Raw genomic sequence first — 23,099 nt, 5'->3', positions numbered from 1 at the left:
ATTATCCCCCTTATTATCTTATATAGAAAAATAGACTCTTTATAAAGAGTCTATTTTTCTATAATATCTAGGTCTTTATAAATAGCTATAGCTTTTTGATAATATTCTAATTCCTTATCTTTCGATATATTTGAATACACCTGTGCCATTTCTATATATAAATCTCCTATAAGTTTTTTATCATTAGCCTCTTTTACTATTTCGAGACATTTATTTAAGTTTTCTATAGATATACTATAATTTCCTTCTTTAGCATATATTATTGAGTAATATTTTAATGATCTAAACTCTAACATCTTATCTTTTGTCTTTATTGATAGTGAAAGGGCTATTTTTATATATTTTTTTGCACTTTCAAAATCATTAATTCCAATTAAACTTTTTATAATTTTAAATAATATTTTTATAGTGTTTTCATCTTCATCATTTTTCTTTATTTCATAAGCCTTATTGGCATATTCTAAAGCTATTTTATATTGCTCAGAATTTATGTGTATTTTACACATAGTTATATATATACTAGCTAATTCATTTTTATCATTTTCTTTATTATACATGTCTAATGCTTTTTGAAAATTCCTTTTAGCTTCATCATAATTACCAGATTGAAGTAATCCATTAGCTTTTAGTAATATTCTATCTGCCTCATCCTTATTGTTATTGCTTTTTTCTAACAACTTAATTTTATCTGTATATCCTATAGCTTTATCGTTTTGACCTAATTTTATATAACTATAGGCCATACTGCTATAAAGATCTCTATATGTGTTTGTATTTTGTAAGTTATAATCACTTAATACATCTTCTGCAAAATCAAAGTGATTTATAGCAGCTTTATAGAAATTCTCTTTCATGTATATTTTACCTATGTTAATATAGCAATTTATTATGTTTTCTTTATTATTGTTTTTTATATAAAGAAATAAAGCTTTTTCAAAGTTGGTAATTGCTAAATCATAATCTTTTTGCTCTAGATGTATTTTCCCTAATAAAAAGTTACAACTTGCATAGTTTTCTGTTAATGAATAATCTTTGCATATATTCATGATTTTGCTTATTTCTTTTTTTGCCATTTCTAAATTTCCTGTTTTAAAATATATCTCACATTGAATTATTAAGCTGTCAGTTATTTTTTTTGCCTGCATTTCCTTTGTTTCTAATAGATGATCTATACTAACATCTAGCTTTTTAGATAAATAATCCAATAATTCTTGACTTGTATATGACTTATCTCTTTCTATATGACTTATCTGAGCTGCTGTTATTCTATCGCCTGCTAATTCTTTTAAAGTTAAGTTTTTTTCTTTTCTTAACTTTTTTATCTTTTGTCCTAGACTTAAAATCTCCATATTAATCACCCTCGGAAAACATTTTCTTATAATTCAATTATAACTTATATTTACAAATAAATATACATTTTTCTTTTAATCTACAAGAAACGTGATAATATGATTTATAATTAAAAATAGCCTCCTAAGAGGCTATTTCAATAATTTTAACTACATATTTAATTCATTAACTATATCTTTTAATGCGCTTAAAGCTTTGTCTATATCACTCTTTGTATTGAAGTATCCTATACCAAATCTAACTGTCCCTTGTTCAAAGCTGCCTAATGTTTTGTGGGCAAGCGGTGAACAATGAAGCCCCGATCTTGTAGCTATATTATATACATCATCTAGTATATAACTTATTTCCCCAGAATCTATATTCCCTATGTTTATAGAAACTACAGATGCCTGTTTTTTGCTATCCATAGGGCCATATATTTTTATATTAGGTATTTTTTTTAATTCTTCAATAAAATAACCTGTTAATTCCTCTTCATGATATCTTATATTATCTATTCCTTTTTCTAATATAAACTTAACTCCTGCATTAAGCCCTGCTAATCCCGGAGTATTATGAGTTCCTGATTCGTATTTATCAGGGAATATATCTGGTTGAGTCAATTCTTCAGATTTACTTCCTGTTCCACCTTCTTTAAGCTGTTTTAATCTAATTCCTTCTCTTATATATAATACTCCTGTTCCTTGTGGACCTAACAATCCTTTGTGACCAGCTATACCTATCATATCTATATTTAATTTTTTTAAATCGATATCATATATTCCAGCAGTTTGAGATGCATCTATTAAGTATAAAATGTTATTTTTTTTGGCTATATCTCCTACTGCCTTTATATCTACTAATGTTCCACATACATTTGATGCATGTGTCGTAACTATAAGTTTTGTATTAGGCTTTATAGCTTTCTCTATATCTGTAGGGTTAAGTTGTCCATACTTATCACATGAAACTATTGTATTTTCTATTCCTATTTCTTCTAAAGATTTTATAGGTCTAATTACTGAATTGTGCTCTATACTTGTAGTTATAACATGATCTCCACTTTTTAATATTCCCTTTATTGCTAGGTTTAGTGAATCTGTTGCATTATGAGTAAATATAATATTCATAGGATTTTCTATATTAAATAACTTTGCTACATTCTCTCTTGCTTCATATATTATACGTCCTGCTGCTATAGCTAGTTTATGACCTGCTCTTCCAGGATTAGCACCGTAGTTTTTCATACAGTCTAGTACTGCATCATATACTTTATCTGGCTTTGGATAAGTTGTAGCAGCATTGTCTAAATATATCATTTATATCATCTCCTAAGCTTCTTTTGCTTCTAATATAAGGTCTAGTATATTTTCTAAATCATCTTCGCTATAATATTCTATTTCTATTTTACCTTTTTTCTTTCCCTTACATATATTAACTTTCGTACCAAATACATTTGACAATCTATCTTCTATACTTGATATAAATATATCTTTTTCTTTGTTTTTAGGTTTGTCTATCGTTTCTTTGTTTTCTGATAGCTTCTTTGCTATACTTTCTGTTTCTCTAACTGATAAATCATCACTTATAATTTTATTAGCTACTTCTAGTTGTTTTTCTACATCACTTATTCTAAGTAATGCTTTACCGTGCCCTGGAGTTATTCTGCTTTCTTCTATCATCCTTACAACGTCATCACATAAATTTAATAATCTTAATGTATTAGTTATATGAGGTCTACTTTTACCCACGGCTTCTGATATCTCTTCTTGAGTAACATTATAATTACTTATCAAACTTTTATAAGCTATAGCTTCTTCTATAGCATTTAAATCTTCTCTTTGTAAGTTTTCTATAAGTGCTATTTCCATTATATCTTTAATAGGGAGATCTTTTATAACAGCAGGTATTTCATTAAGTCCCGCAAGTTTAGATGCTCTATATCTTCTTTCTCCAGCTATTATCATATATTTTCCATTATCATCTTCTTTTACAACTATAGGTTGAAGAACTCCGTATGTTTTTATAGACCTAGATAGTATCTCTAATTTCTCTAAGTCAAATATTTTTCTTGGTTGGTCTTCGTTAGCATATACCTTTTTTATATCAAGTGTTGTTATATCTTTCTTGTCTAACTCTTCCTTACTAGAATTAGGAATTAATGCACTTAATCCTTTACCTAATCTATTGGTTCTTGTTGAATTTCTAGCCATACTATATCACATCCTCTTCTAATTCTATAAATTCATCGGCAAGTTCTAAGTAAGATATAGATCCCTTACACTTAGCGTCATAGTATATTACCGGTTTACCATGACTAGGAGCCTCGGCTAATCTAACATTTCTAGGTATTAAAGTAGTATAAACACTTCCCTTAAAGTATTTTTTAACTTCTTCTACAACCTGTATAGATAGGTTTGCTCTTCCATCAAACATACTTAAAACTACGCCTTGTATTTCAAGTTTAGAATTTAGACTTTCTTTTATTAGTGATATAGTCTCCATAAGTTGACTTACCCCTTCTAGCGCATAGTATTCGCATTGTATAGGTATTAATACACTATCAACAGCAGTTAAACAGTTTATAGTTAACATACCTAATGATGGAGGGCAGTCTATAAATATATAGTCATATTCATCTCTTATTTCATCTATAGCATTTTTAAATATAAATTCTCTATTTTCTACTGATGTAAGTTCTATTTCTGCACCAGCAAGTTCAGTTGCTGAACCTATTATATCTATATTTTCAAACTCAGTTTTTACTATTGCATCTTTTGCACTTACTCCACTTAGTAAAACTTCATATATTGTATTTTCTAATTCACTTTTTTCTATTCCATATCCACTAGTTGTATTTCCTTGTGGATCTAAATCTATAACTAAAACCTTTTTTCCATGTTGTCCTATACTAGCACTTAAATTAACATTGGTGGTTGTTTTTCCAACTCCACCTTTTTGATTAAAAATAGCTATCATTTTGCCCATCGGTCTCGCCCCCTCATCTTTTAAAAAAAGATTACCGCCAGGCAGTAATCTTTATTGTTTTGGAATCTTAACTACAACTTCAACATAATCTCCCTTATCTGTTTCCTTGTACTTAGCATCTATGCCTGTATTTAGTATAAAGTCATAAGCCTGTTTCATAGTATTCAGATATATTTTCAAATTCATATTTGCTATTTTTACTATTTGCTTTTTTTCTGGTTCTTTTGTATTTTCTATATCCTTTAGTAAATCTTTTATAAGTTTTTCTGTATTCTTAACTGTTAATTCACCTTTTATTACCTTATCCAAAACAGTTCTCATTAGTTCTTCATCTGGTAATTTTAATAAAGCTCTAGCATGTCTTTCAGTTAAATTGTTTTCTACTAAACTATTTTTTATATCATCAGGTAGTCTTAATATCCTAAGCTTATTAGCTATAGTCGATTGATTTTTCCCTAGTTTTTCTGCTAATTGTTGTTGCGTAAAGCTATGATCTTTTATTAAGTTTTCATAACCCAAAGCTTCTTCTATAAAATTTAAATCTTCTCTTTGTAAGTTTTCTAGCAAAGCTAGTACAGCTGAATATTCATCAGACATATTGTTTATTATAGCTGGTACTGTAGGTAACTTAGCTAGTTTTGCAGCTCTTAATCTTCTTTCTCCTGCTACTAACTCGTATTTATTATCATTTATCTTCCTAACTGTTATAGGTTGTAAAATCCCATATGCCTTAATAGATTCACTTAATTCTTCAAGCGCGGACTGTGAAAATACCTTTCGAGGCTGGTAAGGATTTGGGTCTATAAGGTCTATAGGTATATCCATAACTCTTCTTTCTTCCATAAAATCCCTCTCTCGTTCAGAAGTAATATATTTAAATAAAAATTTCCCAATTAATAAGTATTTCCCATATAATATTTCTGCACAACAATCCATAATCCTCTTAATTTCTAGTATTTTTTATAAAACAAATTAAATTATTTCTCGGGAAATAAAAAAGTTTTTTGACATTTTTCTATCTATTTTATAGGGCTTTTTGATGGTTTTCCAGCTTTTCTAGGGTATTTGTCATCAGTATTTCTGACTTTTTGCAACACTAATATATTATGTTTTAATTCTGTGTAAGGTAAATTTATGTCGATTTTTTCTACAAATTCAACTCCCAGAACTTCCATTGCTTTTTTAGATTCTTCTAATTCAGCATCAGCATTTGGACCTTTTAAACATACAAAGTATCCTCCCACCTTTATAAAAGGTGTACAATATTCTAAAAGTACTGGAAGACCAGCTACTGCCCTAGCTGTAGCTACATCATATTTTTCTCTAAAATCAGGATTTTGTCCAAAATCCTCCGCCCTACCATGTATAAACTTAACATTTTCTAAATTATTTTGAGTACAAACGTCCTCTAAAAAATTAATTCTTTTATTAAGAGAATCAAGTAATGTTAAGTTTATATTATCAAGGCATATTCTAAGTGGTATTCCTGGAAATCCGGCTCCCGTTCCAACATCTATTATAGATATATCGTCTTTTATATATCCTTTTGTTATAGAAGAAACTGAATCTATAAAATGCTTTATATATATTTCTTTTTCATCTTCTATAGCAGTTAAATTTATTTTTTGATTCCATTCTAAAAGTAAGTCTTTATACCTAACAAACTTATTTATTTTTTCATCATTTATTTGAATTCCAAATTGATTTATACCATTTTTTAATATATCTATATTATTCATTTTTACCCCCCTTACTTCTTTTCATTTGTTCTAAGTATATAAGTAATACGGAGATATCAGCCGGAGAAACTCCTGATATACGTGAAGCTTGCCCTATAGATATAGGTTTTATATCATTAAGCTTTTGTCTAGCTTCAATTCTTAACCCCTCTATCTTAGAGTAATCTATGTCTTCATTTAATTTTTTATTTTCTAGCTTTTTGAATTGGTCTATTTGTCTTAATTGCTTTTCTATATAACCTTCATACTTTATCATTATAGCACATTGTTCTTTTACTGAATCTAAAACATCATTTTCAGCACCTTTTCCTATGTTATCTATTATCTCATATCCTATTTCTGGTCTTTTTAAAAAATCATATAAAGATATACCTACTTTTATAGGTGATGATCCTATTTCCTCTAAAATATTATTCACTTCATTTGGAGTTACTCTTTCTTCTTTTAGTCTTTTTATTTCATTTTCAACTTGTTGCTTTTTGTATAAAAATCTACTGTATCTTTCTTCTTTAACTAAACCTATTTCATATCCTTTTTTCGTCAATCTCATATCTGCATTATCTTGTCTTAAATATAATCTATATTCAGACCTTGAAGTCATCATTCTATATGGTTCATTAGTTCCTTTAGTTACTAAATCGTCTAATAATACTCCAATATATGCTTCAGATCTATCTAGTATAAAAGGATCTTTTCCTTGTATTTTTAAACCTGCATTTATTCCTGCTATTAGACCTTGTGATGCTGCTTCTTCATATCCAGATGTTCCATTAAACTGTCCTGCACTAAATAGATTTTCTACTCCTTTTATTTCTAGTGTTGGCTTAAGCTGAGTTGGATCTACACAATCATATTCTATTGCGTAAGCTGGTCTCATAAGTTTGCAGTTTTCAAGACCTGTAATAGATCTATACATTTCAATTTGTACTTCATACGGCAAGCTTGTAGACACTCCTTGTATATACATTTCCTTTGTGTCTAATCCCTCTGGTTCTATAAAAATTTGATGTGAAGGCTTATCGTTAAATCTAACAACCTTATCTTCTATAGATGGACAATATCTAGGACCTGTACCTTCTACTTCTCCTCCATACATTGCCGATCTGTTTAGATTATTCATTATTATTTCATGTGTCTTACTAGTTGTTCTTGTCAAATAGCAAGGCTCTTGTCTTTTATTTAATTTATCGTTCATAAATGAAAAAGGAGTTATTTTTTCATCGCCCTCTTGTATCTCCATAACAGTATAATCTATACTGTCTCTATGAACTCTCGCTGGAGTTCCTGTTTTAAACCTTCTCATTCTAAGTCCTAAGTTCACTAACTTATCAGTTAAGTGACTGCAAAACCCTAGTGCATTTGGTCCTTCATAAAAAGTTAATTCTCCCATAAAAACTTTTGAATTTAAATAAACTCCTGTAGCTAATATAACTACCTTTGAATTATATATAGCTCCTTGCTTTGTAATAACCCCTTTTACAACATTATCTTCATGTATTATATCTATAACTTCATCCATTACTAGATCTATATTTTCTTCGTTTTCAATAGTTGTTTTCATTTCTTTATGATATTTATACTTGTCAGCCTGAGCTCTTAATGAATGAACAGCAGGTCCTTTAGCTGTATTTAGCATTCTACTTTGTATAAATGTCTTATCTATATTTATACCCATCTCTCCACCTAAGGCATCTATCTCTTTAACTAATTGGCCTTTACCTGTTCCACCTATAGATGGGTTACATGGCATTAATGCTATAGAGTCTAGAGACATAGTTATAACTAGTGTTTTATGACCCATTCTAGCTGTAGCTAAAGCTGACTCACATCCTGCATGTCCTGCTCCTATAACTACTACATCATAATTTCCTGCCTCGAATTTTTGCATATTTGTCATCCTTCCTACGTTTCACAAATTAAAGTTTCACGAAAAACCTATTTTCCTATACAGAAATTATTAAAAATTGTATCTAGTAAATCTTCTGTCACTGTATCTCCATTTATATAGCCTAAATAATCCCATATATTTTTAAAGTCTACTTCCACGAAATCAAGTGGCATGCTATCTTCTAAAGCCTTTATTGCATCATCTATTGATTTAATAGCCTTGCTTAATGCATCTTTATGTCTAGAATTAGTGATTATAACATCTGAGCTATGTCTTATATCACCACTATAAACCATATTTTCTATTTTATCTTCTAAATCTTTTAATCCTTTGCTTTCTATAGCTGATATTTTTATTATACTATCTTCAGTTATATATTCTTTTAATTTTTCTTCTTCTAGTTGTTGTGGTAAATCAGTTTTATTTATTAAAACTAAGGCTTTTTTGTCCTTTATATTTTGTAATATATTGATATCTTCTTCACTTAAATTTTTAGATGCATCCAAAACTACTATTACAAGGTCTGCACTTCCTAAAAACTCTCTTGACTTTTCAACACCTATTTTTTCAACAATATCCTCTGTCTCTCTTATACCTGCCGTATCAATAACCTTTAGTGGAATTCCATTTATATTAATAAATTCTTCAATAACGTCTCTTGTTGTTCCTGGTACATCTGTTACTATCGCCCTTGATTCGCCTAATATTGCATTTAGAAGTGAAGACTTCCCTACATTAGGCTTACCTACTATAACTGTCTTAAGTCCTTCTCTTAATATCTTTCCACTTTCCGCACTATTGTATAGTGTTTTTATTTCATCTCTAAGTTCTAGTGATTTCCTATAAAGTGTTTCATATGTTATATGCTCTACATCTTCGTCTGGGAAATCTATAGAAACTTCTATTTGGGCTAATATCTCTGTGACTTTATATCTTAAATCTTTTATTTTATTAGATAAAGACCCTTCTAATTGGTTTTGAGCAACATTATGAGCTAAATCTGTTTTTGACTTTATAACATCTATTATAGCTTCAGCCTGTGATAAGTCGATTCTTCCATTTAAAAATGCTCGCTTAGTGAATTCTCCACGGTCTGCAAGTCGAGCACCTTTAGATAATATAAGTTGCAGTATTTTTTTAACCGATATAAAACCACCATGACAATTTATCTCAATAACTTCTTCTTTTGTATACGAATGCGGAGCTTTCATATACGCTACCAAAACCTCATCTACTATATTTCCATCATCTACAATATGACCATATATTAACGTTCTCGGGTTGTATTCAACAATCTTTTTTCCAGACATAGATTTAAATATATCTTCTGTAATATCTATTGATTTTTCTCCACTTAATCTTATAATTCCAATTCCACCTTCTCCAGGTGCAGTTGCAATCGCTGCTATAGTATCATCTATAAACATAATAACCACCTCTTATCTATTTAATTAAGCCATTATACATCTCTTTATTCTAATTATTTCCTTAATCTAAATATTATATATAATAAATATAAAAGTCAAAGGAATCAATTAAAAATAACCTCCTGGATATAGGAGGTTATTTTTTATATTATCTACCTTTATATTCTATAACTAATCTTCTATAAGGGTCTATTCCTTCGCTGTAAGTATTTACATATGAATCATTTTGAAGAGCAGCATGTATTATTCTTCTTTCATATGGATTCATATAATCTAACTTCTTTGTTTTTCTCGTTTTAGCAACTTCTCTAGCAGTCTTTTTTGCATATCTTATTAAAGATTCTTCTCTTTTTGATCTATAGTTTTCTATATCTACTAAAACTCTCTTATGACTGTTATTTTTATTTTTATTAACTGCAAGCCCTGCTAAAAATTGTATAGAATCTAGAGTCTCTCCTCTTCTTCCTATTAGACATCCTGCATCTTCTCCAAGTACGTCTATTTTTATAGTCTCATTATCTTCTTCCACATTAACTGTTGCATCTATTTTCATACTATTTATAATATTTTGTACGAAGTTTTTAGCTATATCTACTATATCTAAATCCTTTTCTATTTCTTTTTCTTTCACTGTGACTCTAATTTTACCTTCTTTATTCCCAATTATACCTAAGAAGCCTTTACTTGGATTCTCTAATATATCTATGTCTACATCGTCTTTTGATACATTTAACTGAGTTAATGCTTTATTTATAGCTTCATCTATAGTTTTCCCTGTCATTTCTAGAATTCTCATTCTTTTCTATTCCTCCCTAGGTTTGTTAGCTTTAGCCTTTAAAGGATTTGTTATAAAATATTGTTGTGCTAATTGGAATACGTTACTTACTGTCCAATATAATGTTAATCCTGCAGGGAAACTTAAACCCCACCAGAACATCATAATTGGCATCATATATAGCATCATTTTTTGAGCAGGTTGTTGTTGAGCTTCTTTTGTAGTAGTCATAGCAGATGTTAAATAAGTAGTTACACCTGAAAGTACTGCTAAAATAATATCTCTCTCTGTTAAATTTGGCATCCATAAAAAACCTATATCCGCCATTTTAAGAGCTGCTTCATTTACAAAAACACCATATTTCACAGGGTACCTTAACACATTAAATAAACCTATTAATATCGGAAACTGTATTAATAATGGTAAGCATCCTGCCATAGGATTTACCTTGTATTCCTTATATAGCTTCATTATTTCTGCATTTTGTTTTTCTGGGTTATTTTTGTACTTTTCTTGTACTTCTTTTACTTTTGGCTGTACATCTTGCATACCCTTCATTGACTTTAATTGACTTAGAGATAATGGTAGTAATACTAATTTAATAAGTATTGTAAAGGCTACTATAGCCCAACCATAGCTACCAAGTATTTCGTATGCAACTCTAAGAATGTGACCTAATGGAATATTTACTATGTCCAATTTAATACCTCCTAATTTAGTAACCTATTATTGTAGAGGGTCATATCCTCCATGATGAAATGGATGGCATTTTAGTATTCGTTTTGTAGATAGATATATTCCTTTAAAAGTATTATACTTTTTAAAAGCTTCTAAGGAGTATTGAGAGCATGTAGGATAAAACCTACAGGTTTGACCTTTTAAAGGTGATATAAATTTTTGATAAAATCTTATTAATAATATAAATAAATTAGATATAATTGTACTTATACCTTTAAATATTTTTATAAATTTATTCAAATTATATCCTCCTTAATATATATCTATAATGTACTAGTAATCTTAGTCTTTTTTATTACATTTATCATTGCTTTATGTATAGTTTTATAATCAGATTCATTACTAGGAATTCTAGCAATAAATATTAAGTCATATCCAACTTCTATATTTTCATCACAACTTAATCTATAAGATTCTTTTAATAATCTTCTAACTCTATTTCTTATTATACTTTTACCTACTTTTTTAGAAACTGAAAACCCTACTCTATTGATATTTAAGTTGTTTTTTAATATATATACTACTAAGTATTTATTAGCAAAAGATTTACCATGTTTATATATTTTTCTAAAGTCAGCATCTTTTTTTAATCCTATAGTATTATTAAAATCCATATATATATCCTCCATGGTAAAAATATAAGAGATTACACAAAAAGGCCGCTAAAAAGCAGCCCTTTTAAATTATTAATGAGTTAATCTGTTTCTACCTCTTGATCTTCTTGATTTTAAGATATTTCTTCCAGCTTTAGAACTCATTCTTTTTCTAAATCCATGCTCTTTGCTTCTTTGTCTTTTCTTTGGCTGATAAGTTCTTTTCATCCTTAAAGCACCGCCTTTCAAAATTTAATTCTATTTATAATAATCACTTTACCCTCAAAGTAAGCATAACACATACAATTATAAAACCTTTTATATTTGTTGTCAATTATTTTTGAAAATTATAGGCTGTTATTATATGTGTAAAAATATATCAACATATGGTTATTATTGTGGATAATTTGTCGACAAAATATTGAAGTTTGTTAGTTATTCTGATATTATAGAAATACTTGTTGATAATGTTTATAACTTTTTCAACTATATTAAAGTTATGCACATGTTGTGGATACAATTGTGAATAACTTTTAAACTCATTGATAATACTCTTGTTATATACTGTATTTTTTGCTTGTTTATATTATTAATAAGTTATTCTTATCCTGTTTATAAAGTTTTTATGAATAAATAAATTATTATTTATTTTAGGTTATACACATACTTGTCCATATATAAATTTTATAATTTATTTACCATATACTTTTTTATTTATATATAGTTAAGCTGTTGATTATTTTGTGGAAAATGTTAATTATTTTTTGTACGGAGGTTTTTATTATGGATATAGTTTCTCTATGGGATAAGGCCTTACAGCTAATAAAGGGTGAGCTTTCTCCTCCTAGTTTTAATGCTTTTTTTAAACAAATAAAACCTTTAAAAAGAACTGATAACCTTCTCGTTCTTCTAGTTCCAAATGACTTTACAAAAAGTATATTAGAGGATAGATATCTAAATTTAATTGAAAGTTCTATAAATCAACTTTCTTTTAAAAGATATAAGGTTAAATTTGTTCTTGATGAAGATGAAGTAAAGAATGAAGAAATAGAAAGAACAAGCGACAATCAAAAAAATTCCCATCCTAACCTTAACCCAAAGTACACATTTGATACTTTTGTTATAGGCAATAGCAATAGGTTTGCCCATGCCGCATGTGTAGCTGTAGCTGAATCTCCAGCAAAAGCTTATAATCCTTTGTTTTTATACGGGGGAGTTGGTTTAGGAAAAACTCACTTAATGCATGCCATAGGTCATCATATTTTAGATCAGAAAAAAGACGCAAAAATTGCATACGTTTCTTCAGAAAAATTCACTAATGAACTTATAAATTCAATAAAAGATGATAGAAACGAAGAGTTTAGAAATAAGTACAGAAATGTAGATGTCCTTTTAATAGATGATATTCAATTTATAGCTGGTAAAGAAAGAACTCAGGAAGAATTTTTCCATACATTTAACACTCTTCATGAAGCTAATAAACAAATCATCATTTCTAGCGATAGAACTCCAAAGGAAATACCAACCTTAGAAGATAGACTTAGATCTAGATTTGAAATGGGCTTAATAACTGATATTCAAGCTCCTGACTTTGAAACTAGAGTAGCAATTCTTAGAAAAAAGGCTCAACTAGAGACTATAGATGTTCCTAATGAGGTTATGGCCTATATAGCAAAAAACATTAAATCTAATATAAGAGAATTAGAAGGAGCTCTAACAAGGGTAGTTGCTTACTCTTCTCTTACAAATAGAACCGTAAGTCTTGAATTAGCGACAGAAGCTTTAAAAGATATAATAACTAACTCTAAAACAGAGGAAATTACAGTAAATAGGATTAAAGAAAAGGTAGTAGATGTATTTGGAATAAAAATGGAAGATTTTAATTCTAAGAAAAGAACAAGATCTATATCATATCCAAGACAAGTAGCTATGTATATATGTAGAGAATTAACTGACTTATCTCTTCCTAAAATAGGCGAAGAGTTTGGGGGTAGGGATCATACTACTGTTATGCATGCCCATGATAAAATATCTACTGAGATTGAGTCTGGGTCAGATATAAAAGATAAAATAATCAAAATTATGTCAGATTTAAAGGGCTAGGTTATTAACATATATTGTCTAATAACATGTTAGTATCTTGTTTATAACTTTTTCATTCAAAAACTTATGCTCATATTATGCATAAAAAAATAACACACATATTAACATTTTATCAACATGTCCTAGGCCATGGAGTCATTATTGTTGTAATACTTATTAACATAATCAACAACACCTACTACTATTACTACTAATATTTTTTATATTTATTTCCTAAAAATCGTTTAAGGAGGTTATCCACAGTGAAGCTTATTTGTAACCAAAAACTATTATCTAATAAAATATCTATAGTTCAAAAAGCTATTAGTAATAAAACTACTCTAGATATATTAAAAGGTATTCTTTTAACAACTGAAGATGGAAATTTAAAACTAACTGGATATGACTTAGAGCTAGGTATTCAAACTTATACACAAGCTGAAGTAATAGAATCAGGTTCAATTATTGTAAATTCAAGGTTATTTGGGGATATCATAAGAAAATTACCAGATTCTTTTATTGAAATAGAAACTGATAAAGATAATAACGTATATATTAATTGTGAAAACTCAAGATTTAAAATAAAAGGAGATAATCCAATAGATTATCCACAATTACCAGAAGTAGATGAACATTCATTATATGAAATACCACAGGACTTATTAAAAAATATGATAAAACAAACTGTTTTTGCAATATCTCAAGATCAAACAAAGCCAATTCTTATGGGAGAATTGTTAGAGATAGATAATAATAATATAAATTTAATAGCGATAGATGGTTATAGACTGGCTGTTAGAGGTGGCCAAATTAAAAATAATATAAGTAATAATAAAGTAATTATTCCAGGAAAAACATTAAGTGATATAAATAGCCTTATTTCAAATGAAGAAGATAATATAAAAATAGGAATAGATGAAAAGAATGCTGTATTTATAGTTGATGATACAAAGATAATAACTAGACTTCTAGAAGGAGAATTTATTGACTATAAAAAGTTACTACCAAGGGAGTATAATTTAAGAGTAAAGGCGAAGACTAGGGATTTTCTAAATAGTATAGAAAGAGCATCTCTATTAGCTCAGTCAGAAAAAAACAATTTAATAAAGCTATCAATTAGGGATACATCAATTGCCATAACATCTAATTCAGAAAAAGGAAATGTCTATGAAGAAGTAAAAATACAATTAGAAGGTGAGTATTTAGATATAGCTTTTAACTCAAGATATCTTATAGAAGCCTTAAAAATAATAGATAGTGATGAAATATATCTTGAATTTACTACTAATGTAAATCCTTGTATAATAAAGCCAGTAGGTGAGATTAAGTATACTTATTTATTACTTCCAGTTAGAATATCGTCATAATATATAAATAAAGCCCAACAATTATGTTGGGTTTTTATGATATAATATATATTTACATTGATTTTATGTGAATTAGTATAGGAGGATACATTACATGCAAGAAATAAAAATAGATACTGAGTTTATAAAACTAGATCAGCTGTTAAAATTAATAGATATAGCTTCTACAGGTGGACATGCTAAATATCTTATACAAGAAGGTTTTATAAAAATTAATGGGCAAGTAGAATACCAAAGGGGTAAAAAAATAAAACCAGGGGATATAATAGAAGCTGAAGGTATAAAAATAAAAGTACTATAAAGGAGCGCTTTTTGTGCATCTTAATAATTTAAAACTTATAAATTTTAGAAATTATGAAGAACTATATTTAAACTTTAATGATAAAATAAATTTATTTATAGGTAAAAATGGCCAAGGAAAAACAAATATAGTTGAGGCAATATATTTATTATCAATTGGAAAATCATTTAGGACGAATAAAGATAAGGAAATGATAAAGTTTGAAAAAGATAATGGATATGTAGGCGGAAGTTTTATAAAGGAAAATAGAAATAACTTAATAGAAGTTGCATTAAATAAAAATAATAAAAAGGGAATAAAAATAAATAAAATATATATCGAAAAGATATCTCAATTATTAGGTAATTTAAACGTAGTAATATTTTCACCTGAAGACTTAAAATTAGTTAAAGAAGGACCTAAAGAGAGAAGAAATTTCATAGATAGAGAGATAAGCCAAATAGTACCTAGATACTATAGCTGTATAACCAATTACAACAAAATATTATTTCAAAGAAATAAGTTGCTAAAAGAAACAATTATAGATGAAAACTTATTAGATGTGTATGATGAAAGTATGGCTAACTATGGAAGCTATATATACATATACAGAAGGGATTTTATAGAAAAGATAAAAAATATATCAAAAGAAATACACTGCAAGCTAACAGGTGAAATTGAAGATCTAAATATAATTTATAAAAATCAAGTAAATATAAGTTTTGAAGATAATTTAGAAAGTGTTAAAGAAAAATTCTTAGAAAATATAAAAAAAAACAGAAAAAGTGATAAATTTACAAGAGTAACTAAAATTGGCCCTCATAAAGATGATATTGAAATATATATAAATAATTTGGATGTAAGGCTTTATGGTTCACAGGGGCAACAGAGAACTGCATCTATATCGCTAAAATTATCAGAGATAGAACTAATAAATAAAGAAGTTGGAGAATATCCAATATTACTACTTGATGACATATTTAGTGAATTAGATGAAAATAGACAAAAGCTATTAGTTAACAATTTAAAACAAGTTCAAATGTTTATAACTACAGCTGAACATTCTCATAAAAAAATATTTAGTAATAAGGATGTAACTGTATTTAATATAGAAAAAGGTAGCGTTACAAGTATAGAATAAAATATAATCTTCAGAAAAGGAGGAAGTAAAATGAAACAAGAATACGGTGCAAGTCAGATTCAAGTATTAGAAGGACTTGATCCTGTTAGAAAAAGACCTGGTATGTATATAGGGTCGACAGGTCCTAGAGGATTACATCACTTGGTTTATGAAGTAGTTGATAATAGTATAGATGAGGCCTTAGCAGGTTATTGTTCAGAAATATATGTGAGCCTAAATAATGACGGAAGCGTACTGATAAAAGATAATGGTAGAGGTATACCTGTTGAAGTTCATCCTCAAACTGGAAAATCCACATTAGAAACAGTATTAACAGTACTTCACGCTGGAGGTAAATTCGGTAGTGGAGGATATAAGGTTTCTGGAGGACTACATGGAGTTGGTGTATCTGTAGTTAATGCTTTATCTGAATGGATAGTAGCTGAAGTTCATAGAGATGGAAAGTCATATGTTCAAAAATATGAAAAGGGAATTCCATTAAGCCCAATAGAAGAAACAGGAAAGTCTAATTATACAGGTACTATTATATCATTTAAGCCTGATGCAACAATATTTGAAGAAGTAGATTTTAAATATGAAACATTAGAACATAGGCTTAGAGAACTTGCATTTTTAAATAAAGGAATAAAAATAGTACTAGAAGATAAAAGAGAAGAAAGAGAAAAGAAAAAAGAGTTTCTTTACAATGGGGGACTAGTAGAATTCATAAAACATTTAAATAAAAGTAGAAGTGCTATACATGAAGATATAGTTTATATAGAAAAACAAGTAAATGATTATATTGTTGAAATAGCAATGCAGTATACTGATGGTTATACAGAGAACATACATTCCTTTGCTAATAATATAAGCACACACGAAGGTGGTACTCACTTAAGTGGATTTAAAGCAGCACTAACAAAGGTCATCAATGAATACTCTAGAAAAAATAATTATATAAAAGAAAAAGATCCTAACTTATTAGGCGAAGATATAAGAGAAGGTCTTACTGCCATAATATCTATTAAGCTTCCAGAACCTCAGTTTGAAGGTCAAACTAAAACAAAATTAGGAAATATGGAAGTAAGAAGTATAGTTGATGGTATAACAGTAGAGGAATTTGGAGGATTTTTAGAAGAAAATCCATCTACAGGTAGAATAATAGCAGATAAAGCATTGAGAGCACAGAGAGCTAGAGAAGCTGCTAAAAAAGCAAGAGAGTTAACTAGAAGAAAAAGTATACTAGAAAGCACATCACTTCCAGGTAAACTAGCGGATTGTTCAGAAAAGGATCCTGCAAAAAGTGAGGTATATCTAGTGGAAGGGGACTCAGCTGGAGGCTCTGCTAAACAAGGTAGAGATAGAGCTACCCAAGCTATTTTACCACTAAGAGGTAAAATACTAAACGTCGAAAAGTCTAGATTAGATAAGATATTATCATCAGATGAAATAAGAAATATGATAACAGCATTTGGATGTGGTGTTAGTGATGATTTTGACCCTGCAAGACTTAGATATCATAAAATAGTAATAATGACAGATGCAGACGTAGATGGAGCACATATTAGAACATTACTACTTACATTCTTCTTCAGATATATGAAACCGCTTGTAGAAAACGGATATGTTTATATAGCACAGCCGCCACTATATAAAGTTAAGAAGCAAAAGCAAGAGCACTATGTTTATTCAGATAAAGGGCTAAACCAATTGTTAGAAGAGATAGGAAGAAATGGTGTAGAATTACAAAGATACAAAGGTCTTGGAGAGATGAATGCAGAACAACTTTGGGACACAACAATGAATCCAGAGACAAGAACATTACTTCAAGTTTCTGTACAAGACGCAGCAGCAGCTGATGAAATATTCTCTATGTTAATGGGAGATAAGGTAGCTCCTAGAAGAGAATTCATACAAGAAAATGCAAGATACGTTAAAAACTTAGATGTATAGGAAGGAGATGTTATAAATGGATGAAATGAATAGGGTACTCCCTGTTGAAATAGAAGATGAGATGAGAAAATCGTATATAGATTATGCGATGAGTGTTATAGTTGGACGTGCTCTTCCAGATGTTAGAGATGGTCTTAAGCCTGTTCATAGAAGAATATTATATGCTATGAATGAATTAAATATGACTCCAGATAAGCCATACAGAAAGTCGGCTCGTCTAGTCGGAGACGTTTTAGGTAAGTATCACCCACATGGAGATACTGCAGTTTATTTTGCAATGGTTAGAATGGCACAGGATTTTTCTACTAGATATCCGCTTGTTGATGGTCACGGGAACTTTGGATCTGTAGATGGAGATTCTCCAGCAGCAATGCGTTATACAGAAGCAAAAATGAGCAAATTATCACTTGAATTACTTAGGGATATAGAAAAAGAAACTGTAGATTTTACACCTAACTTTGATGAATCTTTAGAAGAGCCTTCAGTCTTACCAGCTAGATTTCCTAATTTGTTAGTAAATGGATCAAGTGGTATAGCAGTTGGTATGGCTACATCTATTCCTCCACACAATCTAGGAGAAGTAATAGATGCTGCTATACATCTTATGGACAATGAAGATTGTAGTGTAGAAGATTTAATGACTTATGTAAAGGGTCCAGATTTTCCTACATCTTCAATAATAATGGGTAAGGAAAATATAGTTGATGCATACAAAACAGGTAGAGGAAAAGTAAAGGTTAGAGCTAGAGCAACTATAGAAGATTTAGGTAAGGGAAGACAACAAATAATAGTTACAGAAATACCATATCAAGTAAATAAAGCTAAGTTAGTAGAAAAAATAGCTGACCTCGTAAAAGAAAAGAAAATAGAGGGTGTATCTGATTTAAGAGATGAAAGTAATAGAAATGGTATGAGAATAGTTATAGAACTTAAAAGAGACGTAAATGCAAATATAATACTTAATAAGTTATATAAACATTCTCAAATGGAAGATACATTTAGTATAATAATGCTTGCATTAGTAAATGGAGAGCCTAAGGTACTAAACCTAAAAGAAATGTTATATCATTATGTGCAACATCAAAAAGACGTTGTAACTAGAAGAACTAAATTTGATCTTAATAAAGCAGAGCAAAGAGCTCATATACTAGAAGGATTAAAAATAGCACTAGATAATATAGATGAGGTTATAAGAGTTATAAGAGCCTCTAAAAATGGTCAAGAAGCAAAAGATGGCTTAATGAGTAAGTTCAGCTTAACAGAAATACAAGCTCAAGCTATACTTGACATGAGACTTCAAAGGCTTACAGGTCTAGAGAGATCAAAAATTGATCAAGAATATGAAGAGATAATTAAAAAGATAAATAGACTAAGAGAAATATTAGGTGATGAGAGAATTCTTTTAAACGTTATAAAACAAGAAATAACAATAATAAAAGAAAATTATCAAGATGAAAGAAAAACTGAAATAAGACATGCTGAAGGAGAAATAGACATGCGTGATCTTATAGACGTTGAAGAAATAGCTGTAACATTAACTCATTTTGGTTATATTAAGAGACTTCCTGCTGACACTTACAAAAGCCAAAAAAGAGGTGGAAGAGGAATTTCAGCCTTAACTACAAGAGAAGAAGACTTTGTGCAACATCTAATAACAACGACAACTCACAATAGCATTTTATTCTTTACTAATAAGGGTAAAGTATATAAATTAAATGCATATGAGCTGCCAGAAGGAAAAAGACAAGCAAAAGGAACAGCTATAGTAAACATACTTCAATTAACAGGTGATGAAAAGATAACTACTCTTATACCTATAGACGAGAGAGATAAAAATGAATACTTATTATTAGCAACTAAAAACGGTATAGTTAAAAAGACTAAGATATCTGAATTTAAAAATATAAACAAATCAGGATTAATTGCTGTAGGATTAAGAGATGAAGATGAACTTATATCAGTAAAACTTACAGACGGAAATCAAGAAATATTATTAGCAACAAGAAATGGAATGTCTATAAGATTTAGTGAAAAAGATATAAGATATATGGGAAGATCTGCTATGGGAGTTAAGGGTATAAATCTAGGTAAAGATGATAATGTAATATCTATGGATTTATGCAAAGATGGAACCGAATTATTAGTAGTTAGTGAAAATGGTTATGGTAAGAGAACATCTATTGAAGAATATAGAATTCAAACTAGAGCTGGAAAAGGAATAAAGACATATAATATAAACGAAAAAACAGGAAAACTTGCAGGTGTTGATATAGTAAACGATGAAGATGAAATAATGATAATAAACTCTAATGGAGTATTAATAAGACTTAGAGTAAATGAAATATCACTATTCGGTAGAGTTACAAGTGGGGTTAAACTTATAAAAACTGAAGGTGAAGTTAATGTAGTATCAATATCTAAAATAAAGGGAGAAGAATAGGATTGTATCCTATTCTTTTTTAAATTACAAGGATATTATAATTTATCTGTTCTTTGGATAAGTTATAATATCCAACTGATACATTTGAGCAACAGACCTGATCCTCAAGGTTGTTGGCGACATGAGCATAGCGAATTTTTTATAATTAGTATATAATATAAATATATGACAAAATTAAGCTGAAAAATTTAGGAAGGGGATAGTTTATGGCAGGAAAAAAGGGATATTTTATATTAGGGTCTATACTTGGAGCTATACTAGCTTTATTGTTTTCACCTAAAAAGGGGTCTGATTTAAGATCAGGAATAAAAGATAAATATCAGGAATATAAGGATGACCCTACAGAAGGTATTAACGACACGTTAAAGTTGATAGGAAATAGATTATCTGAAATTATAGAAAAATTCAATGAAGATGACATAGAGATACAAGAAAAAGAATTGATTATAAGTAAGACTTTTGATGAAGAGGGAGAGAACAAATAATGAATGCTATGGGGTGGCAAATAGGTGCTATATTTATTGGGTTAGGGATACTAGGAGTATCTATATATCTATGTATATTAATAAAGAGCGCAACTAATATGTTGAATAAAGCTTACAAGATAGTAGATTATAATGAGAGACACATACATGAAACAATAGAAAATTTAGCTGGAATAACTAAAAATACAGATAAATTTATAGATATACTAAGCAGTATAACAAATATAGGAAAATTATTAAAAATCATATCTAGAAAATAAAGGAGGATTAATATGTCTATAAATATAAAAAGTCAACTAAATGAAAGTAACAGTTTATGGGATGTTTGTTTAAGTGGTGAAATAGATGTATCCACAGCTAATGAGGTAAAGGAAAATTTAATTAATTTAATTTCAAAACAATCAGCTGATATAAAGCTAGATATGACTAACTTAGATTACATAGATTCTACGGGATTAGGAGCTCTTATAGGAGTATTAAAAAGATTAAAAGAAAATGATAGGGATATATATATAACTAATACAAAGAAAAATGTTAGAAAGATATTTAATATAACAGGATTAGATAAAATATTTAAAGTGGAGGGATAACTTTGAGTTATGAATCTTTAAAAATGGAAGTACCAGCCAAACCAGAATATGTTGGGATTATAAGACTTACTGTTTCTGGAATAGCTAATAAGATTGGATTTAATTTAGATGATATTGAAGATATAAAAGTAGCAGTATCAGAAGCTTGTACAAATGCTATAAAACATAGCTATGATGATAAATTTAACATAGAATTTGAAGTCTTACATAATGGAATAGTTGTAAATATACAAGACAAAGGCAAGGGTTGTGATATCGAGTCTATAGGAGAACCAGATTTAGAAAATCCAAGAGAAAGTGGACTAGGGCTATTTATAATAAAAACTTTAATGGACGAATTAGAAATAAAGTCTGAAGGAAATAAAGGAACTAATGTAAGGATGATTAAATACATAGGAGATGATATTTAATGAAACGCGTAGCTAATGCTACAAATTATAATAGCTTGGATACAAAACAACTCTTTGCAATTTACTCTAATAATAGAGATATAGATATAAGAAACATTTTAATTGAGAGGCATATGTATCTAGCCAATATACTCTCAAAAAAGTATATAAATAAAGGTGTAGAATTTGAAGATATTTATCAAATAGCATCATTAGCACTCATATATGCTATTGACAGATATAATCCTGAAAAAGGATATGAATTTTCAAGTTTTGCTACTCCTACAATAATGGGAGAAATAAAAAAATACTTTAGAGATAAGGTATGGACATTAAAGGTTCCTAGAAGAATACAAGAATTATCAAGGAAAGTAAATGAGGTAAATTTAGAATTACAACAAAGATATCATAAAAAGCCGAAACCTAAAGATATTGCAGAAGAACTAAATTGTACAGAAGAAGAAGTTTTGGAAGCAATGGAAGCGTCTTATGGATATCAACCAATGTCTTTAGATATATCAAATAATAATGAATCAGAAGATAAAGATATAACTCTTATGGATACTATAGGTCAAGAAGATTTAAATTTTTCAAATTTGGAGAATGCAGATTTTATCAATAAGTTTATAAAAAATTTAAACGATATTGAATCTAAAATATTTAAAGATAGATTCATTGAAGATAAAACTCAATCAATTATTGCAAAAGAATTAGGCGTATCACAAATGACAGTATCTAGGGCAGAACGTAAGATAATAGAAAGATTAAAAAAGGAATATGAAAGATTATAAAAAAAAATAAAAAATAATATTGACTTACTTTATATTAGGTGATATAGTATTACTTGTCCTTAAGAAAAGGGCAAAAGTATTGAACTTTGAAAATTAAACAGTAGGTCAATTAACACACCATTTAT

The 23,099-nt window shown here is 28.8% G+C and carries 24 protein-coding genes; 11 read left to right on the top strand and 13 right to left on the bottom strand.

Annotated features, from left to right (window positions below):
• Positions 1-50: 50 nt before the first annotated feature.
• The 13 genes from BS62_RS13465 to rpmH form a co-directional block, all read right to left on the bottom strand.
• On the bottom strand, positions 51-1,349 hold the full coding sequence (locus BS62_RS13465) for a tetratricopeptide repeat protein (RefSeq protein ID WP_496491799.1): 1,299 nt from the start codon (positions 1,347-1,349) through the stop codon (positions 51-53).
• Positions 1,350-1,499: 150 nt separating this feature from the next.
• Positions 1,500-2,648 (bottom strand): aminotransferase class V-fold PLP-dependent enzyme, encoded by a 1,149-nt coding sequence (locus BS62_RS13460; protein WP_496491798.1) that lies wholly within the window; start codon positions 2,646-2,648, stop codon positions 1,500-1,502.
• Between the two features lie 12 nt (positions 2,649-2,660).
• Positions 2,661-3,542: a ParB/RepB/Spo0J family partition protein gene (locus BS62_RS13455; RefSeq protein ID WP_496491797.1), complete on the bottom strand. Its 882-nt coding sequence runs from the start codon at positions 3,540-3,542 to the stop codon at positions 2,661-2,663.
• Between the two features lies 1 nt (position 3,543).
• A complete protein-coding gene (locus BS62_RS13450) occupies positions 3,544-4,317 on the bottom strand; it encodes a ParA family protein (protein ID WP_496491796.1) in 774 nt (257 codons plus the stop codon).
• Between the two features lie 51 nt (positions 4,318-4,368).
• On the bottom strand, positions 4,369-5,160 hold the full coding sequence (gene noc, locus BS62_RS13445; RefSeq protein WP_496491795.1) for a nucleoid occlusion protein: 792 nt from the start codon (positions 5,158-5,160) through the stop codon (positions 4,369-4,371).
• Between the two features lie 176 nt (positions 5,161-5,336).
• Positions 5,337-6,056, bottom strand: coding sequence for a 16S rRNA (guanine(527)-N(7))-methyltransferase RsmG (rsmG, locus tag BS62_RS13440; RefSeq protein ID WP_496491794.1), 720 nt, complete (start codon positions 6,054-6,056; stop codon positions 5,337-5,339).
• Positions 6,049-7,944: a tRNA uridine-5-carboxymethylaminomethyl(34) synthesis enzyme MnmG gene (mnmG, locus tag BS62_RS13435; RefSeq protein ID WP_496491793.1), complete on the bottom strand. Its 1,896-nt coding sequence runs from the start codon at positions 7,942-7,944 to the stop codon at positions 6,049-6,051. The genes rsmG and mnmG overlap by 8 nt, the downstream gene beginning before the upstream one ends.
• Before the next feature lie 47 nt (positions 7,945-7,991).
• Positions 7,992-9,371: a tRNA uridine-5-carboxymethylaminomethyl(34) synthesis GTPase MnmE gene (gene mnmE / locus BS62_RS13430; protein ID WP_496491792.1), complete on the bottom strand. Its 1,380-nt coding sequence runs from the start codon at positions 9,369-9,371 to the stop codon at positions 7,992-7,994.
• 148 nt (positions 9,372-9,519) lie between these two features.
• On the bottom strand, positions 9,520-10,167 hold the full coding sequence (gene jag, locus BS62_RS13425) for an RNA-binding cell elongation regulator Jag/EloR (protein WP_496491791.1): 648 nt from the start codon (positions 10,165-10,167) through the stop codon (positions 9,520-9,522).
• Between the two features lie 6 nt (positions 10,168-10,173).
• On the bottom strand, positions 10,174-10,845 hold the full coding sequence (locus BS62_RS13420; protein WP_496491790.1) for a YidC/Oxa1 family membrane protein insertase: 672 nt from the start codon (positions 10,843-10,845) through the stop codon (positions 10,174-10,176).
• A 27-nt stretch (positions 10,846-10,872) separates the two neighbouring features.
• A complete protein-coding gene (gene yidD / locus BS62_RS13415; RefSeq protein ID WP_496491789.1) occupies positions 10,873-11,124 on the bottom strand; it encodes a membrane protein insertion efficiency factor YidD in 252 nt (83 codons plus the stop codon).
• Positions 11,125-11,147: 23 nt separating this feature from the next.
• A complete protein-coding gene (gene rnpA, locus BS62_RS13410; protein ID WP_496491788.1) occupies positions 11,148-11,498 on the bottom strand; it encodes a ribonuclease P protein component in 351 nt (116 codons plus the stop codon).
• 72 nt (positions 11,499-11,570) lie between these two features.
• Positions 11,571-11,705, bottom strand: a complete 135-nt coding sequence (gene rpmH / locus BS62_RS13405; RefSeq protein WP_490142755.1) for a 50S ribosomal protein L34 — start codon at positions 11,703-11,705, stop codon at positions 11,571-11,573.
• A 555-nt stretch (positions 11,706-12,260) separates the two neighbouring features.
• Here rpmH and dnaA point away from each other — a divergent pair.
• The 11 genes from dnaA (at position 12,261) to BS62_RS13350 (ending at position 22,974) form a co-directional block, all read left to right on the top strand.
• Positions 12,261-13,580 carry a chromosomal replication initiator protein DnaA gene (dnaA, locus tag BS62_RS13400; RefSeq protein ID WP_496491787.1) on the top strand — a complete coding sequence of 440 codons (1,320 nt, stop codon included), beginning with the start codon at positions 12,261-12,263 and terminating at the stop codon, positions 13,578-13,580.
• A 242-nt stretch (positions 13,581-13,822) separates the two neighbouring features.
• Complete coding sequence (gene dnaN / locus BS62_RS13395) at positions 13,823-14,926, top strand: DNA polymerase III subunit beta (RefSeq protein ID WP_496491786.1); 1,104 nt, start codon at positions 13,823-13,825, stop codon at positions 14,924-14,926.
• A gap of 94 nt (positions 14,927-15,020) precedes the next feature.
• Complete coding sequence (locus BS62_RS13390; protein ID WP_496491785.1) at positions 15,021-15,227, top strand: RNA-binding S4 domain-containing protein; 207 nt, start codon at positions 15,021-15,023, stop codon at positions 15,225-15,227.
• A gap of 13 nt (positions 15,228-15,240) precedes the next feature.
• On the top strand, positions 15,241-16,347 hold the full coding sequence (gene recF, locus BS62_RS13385; protein WP_496491784.1) for a DNA replication/repair protein RecF: 1,107 nt from the start codon (positions 15,241-15,243) through the stop codon (positions 16,345-16,347).
• 30 nt (positions 16,348-16,377) lie between these two features.
• Positions 16,378-18,279, top strand: coding sequence for a DNA topoisomerase (ATP-hydrolyzing) subunit B (gene gyrB, locus BS62_RS13380; protein ID WP_496491783.1), 1,902 nt, complete (start codon positions 16,378-16,380; stop codon positions 18,277-18,279).
• A 16-nt stretch (positions 18,280-18,295) separates the two neighbouring features.
• Complete coding sequence (gyrA, locus tag BS62_RS13375; RefSeq protein WP_496491782.1) at positions 18,296-20,719, top strand: DNA gyrase subunit A; 2,424 nt, start codon at positions 18,296-18,298, stop codon at positions 20,717-20,719.
• A gap of 206 nt (positions 20,720-20,925) precedes the next feature.
• Complete coding sequence (locus BS62_RS13370) at positions 20,926-21,204, top strand: YtxH domain-containing protein (protein WP_496491781.1); 279 nt, start codon at positions 20,926-20,928, stop codon at positions 21,202-21,204.
• On the top strand, positions 21,204-21,464 hold the full coding sequence (locus BS62_RS13365) for a DUF948 domain-containing protein (RefSeq protein ID WP_496491780.1): 261 nt from the start codon (positions 21,204-21,206) through the stop codon (positions 21,462-21,464). The genes BS62_RS13370 and BS62_RS13365 overlap by 1 nt, the downstream gene beginning before the upstream one ends.
• 12 nt (positions 21,465-21,476) lie before the next feature.
• Complete coding sequence (locus BS62_RS13360; RefSeq protein ID WP_496491779.1) at positions 21,477-21,794, top strand: STAS domain-containing protein; 318 nt, start codon at positions 21,477-21,479, stop codon at positions 21,792-21,794.
• A gap of 2 nt (positions 21,795-21,796) precedes the next feature.
• Entirely contained in the window at positions 21,797-22,204 is a 408-nt protein-coding gene (gene rsbW / locus BS62_RS13355; RefSeq protein ID WP_496491778.1) for an anti-sigma B factor RsbW, read from the top strand.
• Positions 22,204-22,974, top strand: a complete 771-nt coding sequence (locus tag BS62_RS13350) for a SigB/SigF/SigG family RNA polymerase sigma factor (protein ID WP_496491777.1) — start codon at positions 22,204-22,206, stop codon at positions 22,972-22,974. The genes rsbW and BS62_RS13350 overlap by 1 nt, the downstream gene beginning before the upstream one ends.
• Positions 22,975-23,099: the final 125 nt, after the last annotated feature.

This window comes from Sporacetigenium mesophilum DSM 16796 (genome assembly GCF_059569055.1).
Note: the sequence above shows the minus strand (reverse complement) of the source record. Positions and strands in the feature narration are given on the sequence as shown.

Bases quoted from the DNA above. Each gene is read 5' to 3' on its own strand.
- mnmE (WP_496491792.1), bottom strand. From the start codon at position 9,371: ATGTTTATAGATGATACTATAGCAGCGATTGCAACTGCACCTGGAGAA.
- BS62_RS13465 (WP_496491799.1), bottom strand. From the start codon at position 1,349: ATGGAGATTTTAAGTCTAGGACAAAAGATAAAAAAGTTAAGAAAAGAA.
- BS62_RS13455 (WP_496491797.1), bottom strand. From the start codon at position 3,542: ATGGCTAGAAATTCAACAAGAACCAATAGATTAGGTAAAGGATTAAGT.
- rsmG (WP_496491794.1), bottom strand. From the start codon at position 6,056: ATGAATAATATAGATATATTAAAAAATGGTATAAATCAATTTGGAATT.
- mnmG (WP_496491793.1), bottom strand. From the start codon at position 7,944: ATGCAAAAATTCGAGGCAGGAAATTATGATGTAGTAGTTATAGGAGCA.
- BS62_RS13350 (WP_496491777.1), top strand. From the start codon at position 22,204: ATGAAACGCGTAGCTAATGCTACAAATTATAATAGCTTGGATACAAAA.
- BS62_RS13365 (WP_496491780.1), top strand. From the start codon at position 21,204: ATGAATGCTATGGGGTGGCAAATAGGTGCTATATTTATTGGGTTAGGG.
- gyrB (WP_496491783.1), top strand. From the start codon at position 16,378: ATGAAACAAGAATACGGTGCAAGTCAGATTCAAGTATTAGAAGGACTT.
- BS62_RS13460 (WP_496491798.1), bottom strand. From the start codon at position 2,648: ATGATATATTTAGACAATGCTGCTACAACTTATCCAAAGCCAGATAAA.
- rnpA (WP_496491788.1), bottom strand. From the start codon at position 11,498: ATGGATTTTAATAATACTATAGGATTAAAAAAAGATGCTGACTTTAGA.
- dnaA (WP_496491787.1), top strand. From the start codon at position 12,261: ATGGATATAGTTTCTCTATGGGATAAGGCCTTACAGCTAATAAAGGGT.
- BS62_RS13360 (WP_496491779.1), top strand. From the start codon at position 21,477: ATGTCTATAAATATAAAAAGTCAACTAAATGAAAGTAACAGTTTATGG.
- gyrA (WP_496491782.1), top strand. From the start codon at position 18,296: ATGGATGAAATGAATAGGGTACTCCCTGTTGAAATAGAAGATGAGATG.
- BS62_RS13450 (WP_496491796.1), bottom strand. From the start codon at position 4,317: ATGGGCAAAATGATAGCTATTTTTAATCAAAAAGGTGGAGTTGGAAAA.
- BS62_RS13370 (WP_496491781.1), top strand. From the start codon at position 20,926: ATGGCAGGAAAAAAGGGATATTTTATATTAGGGTCTATACTTGGAGCT.
- jag (WP_496491791.1), bottom strand. From the start codon at position 10,167: ATGAGAATTCTAGAAATGACAGGGAAAACTATAGATGAAGCTATAAAT.
- BS62_RS13390 (WP_496491785.1), top strand. From the start codon at position 15,021: ATGCAAGAAATAAAAATAGATACTGAGTTTATAAAACTAGATCAGCTG.
- noc (WP_496491795.1), bottom strand. From the start codon at position 5,160: ATGGAAGAAAGAAGAGTTATGGATATACCTATAGACCTTATAGACCCA.
- rpmH (WP_490142755.1), bottom strand. From the start codon at position 11,705: ATGAAAAGAACTTATCAGCCAAAGAAAAGACAAAGAAGCAAAGAGCAT.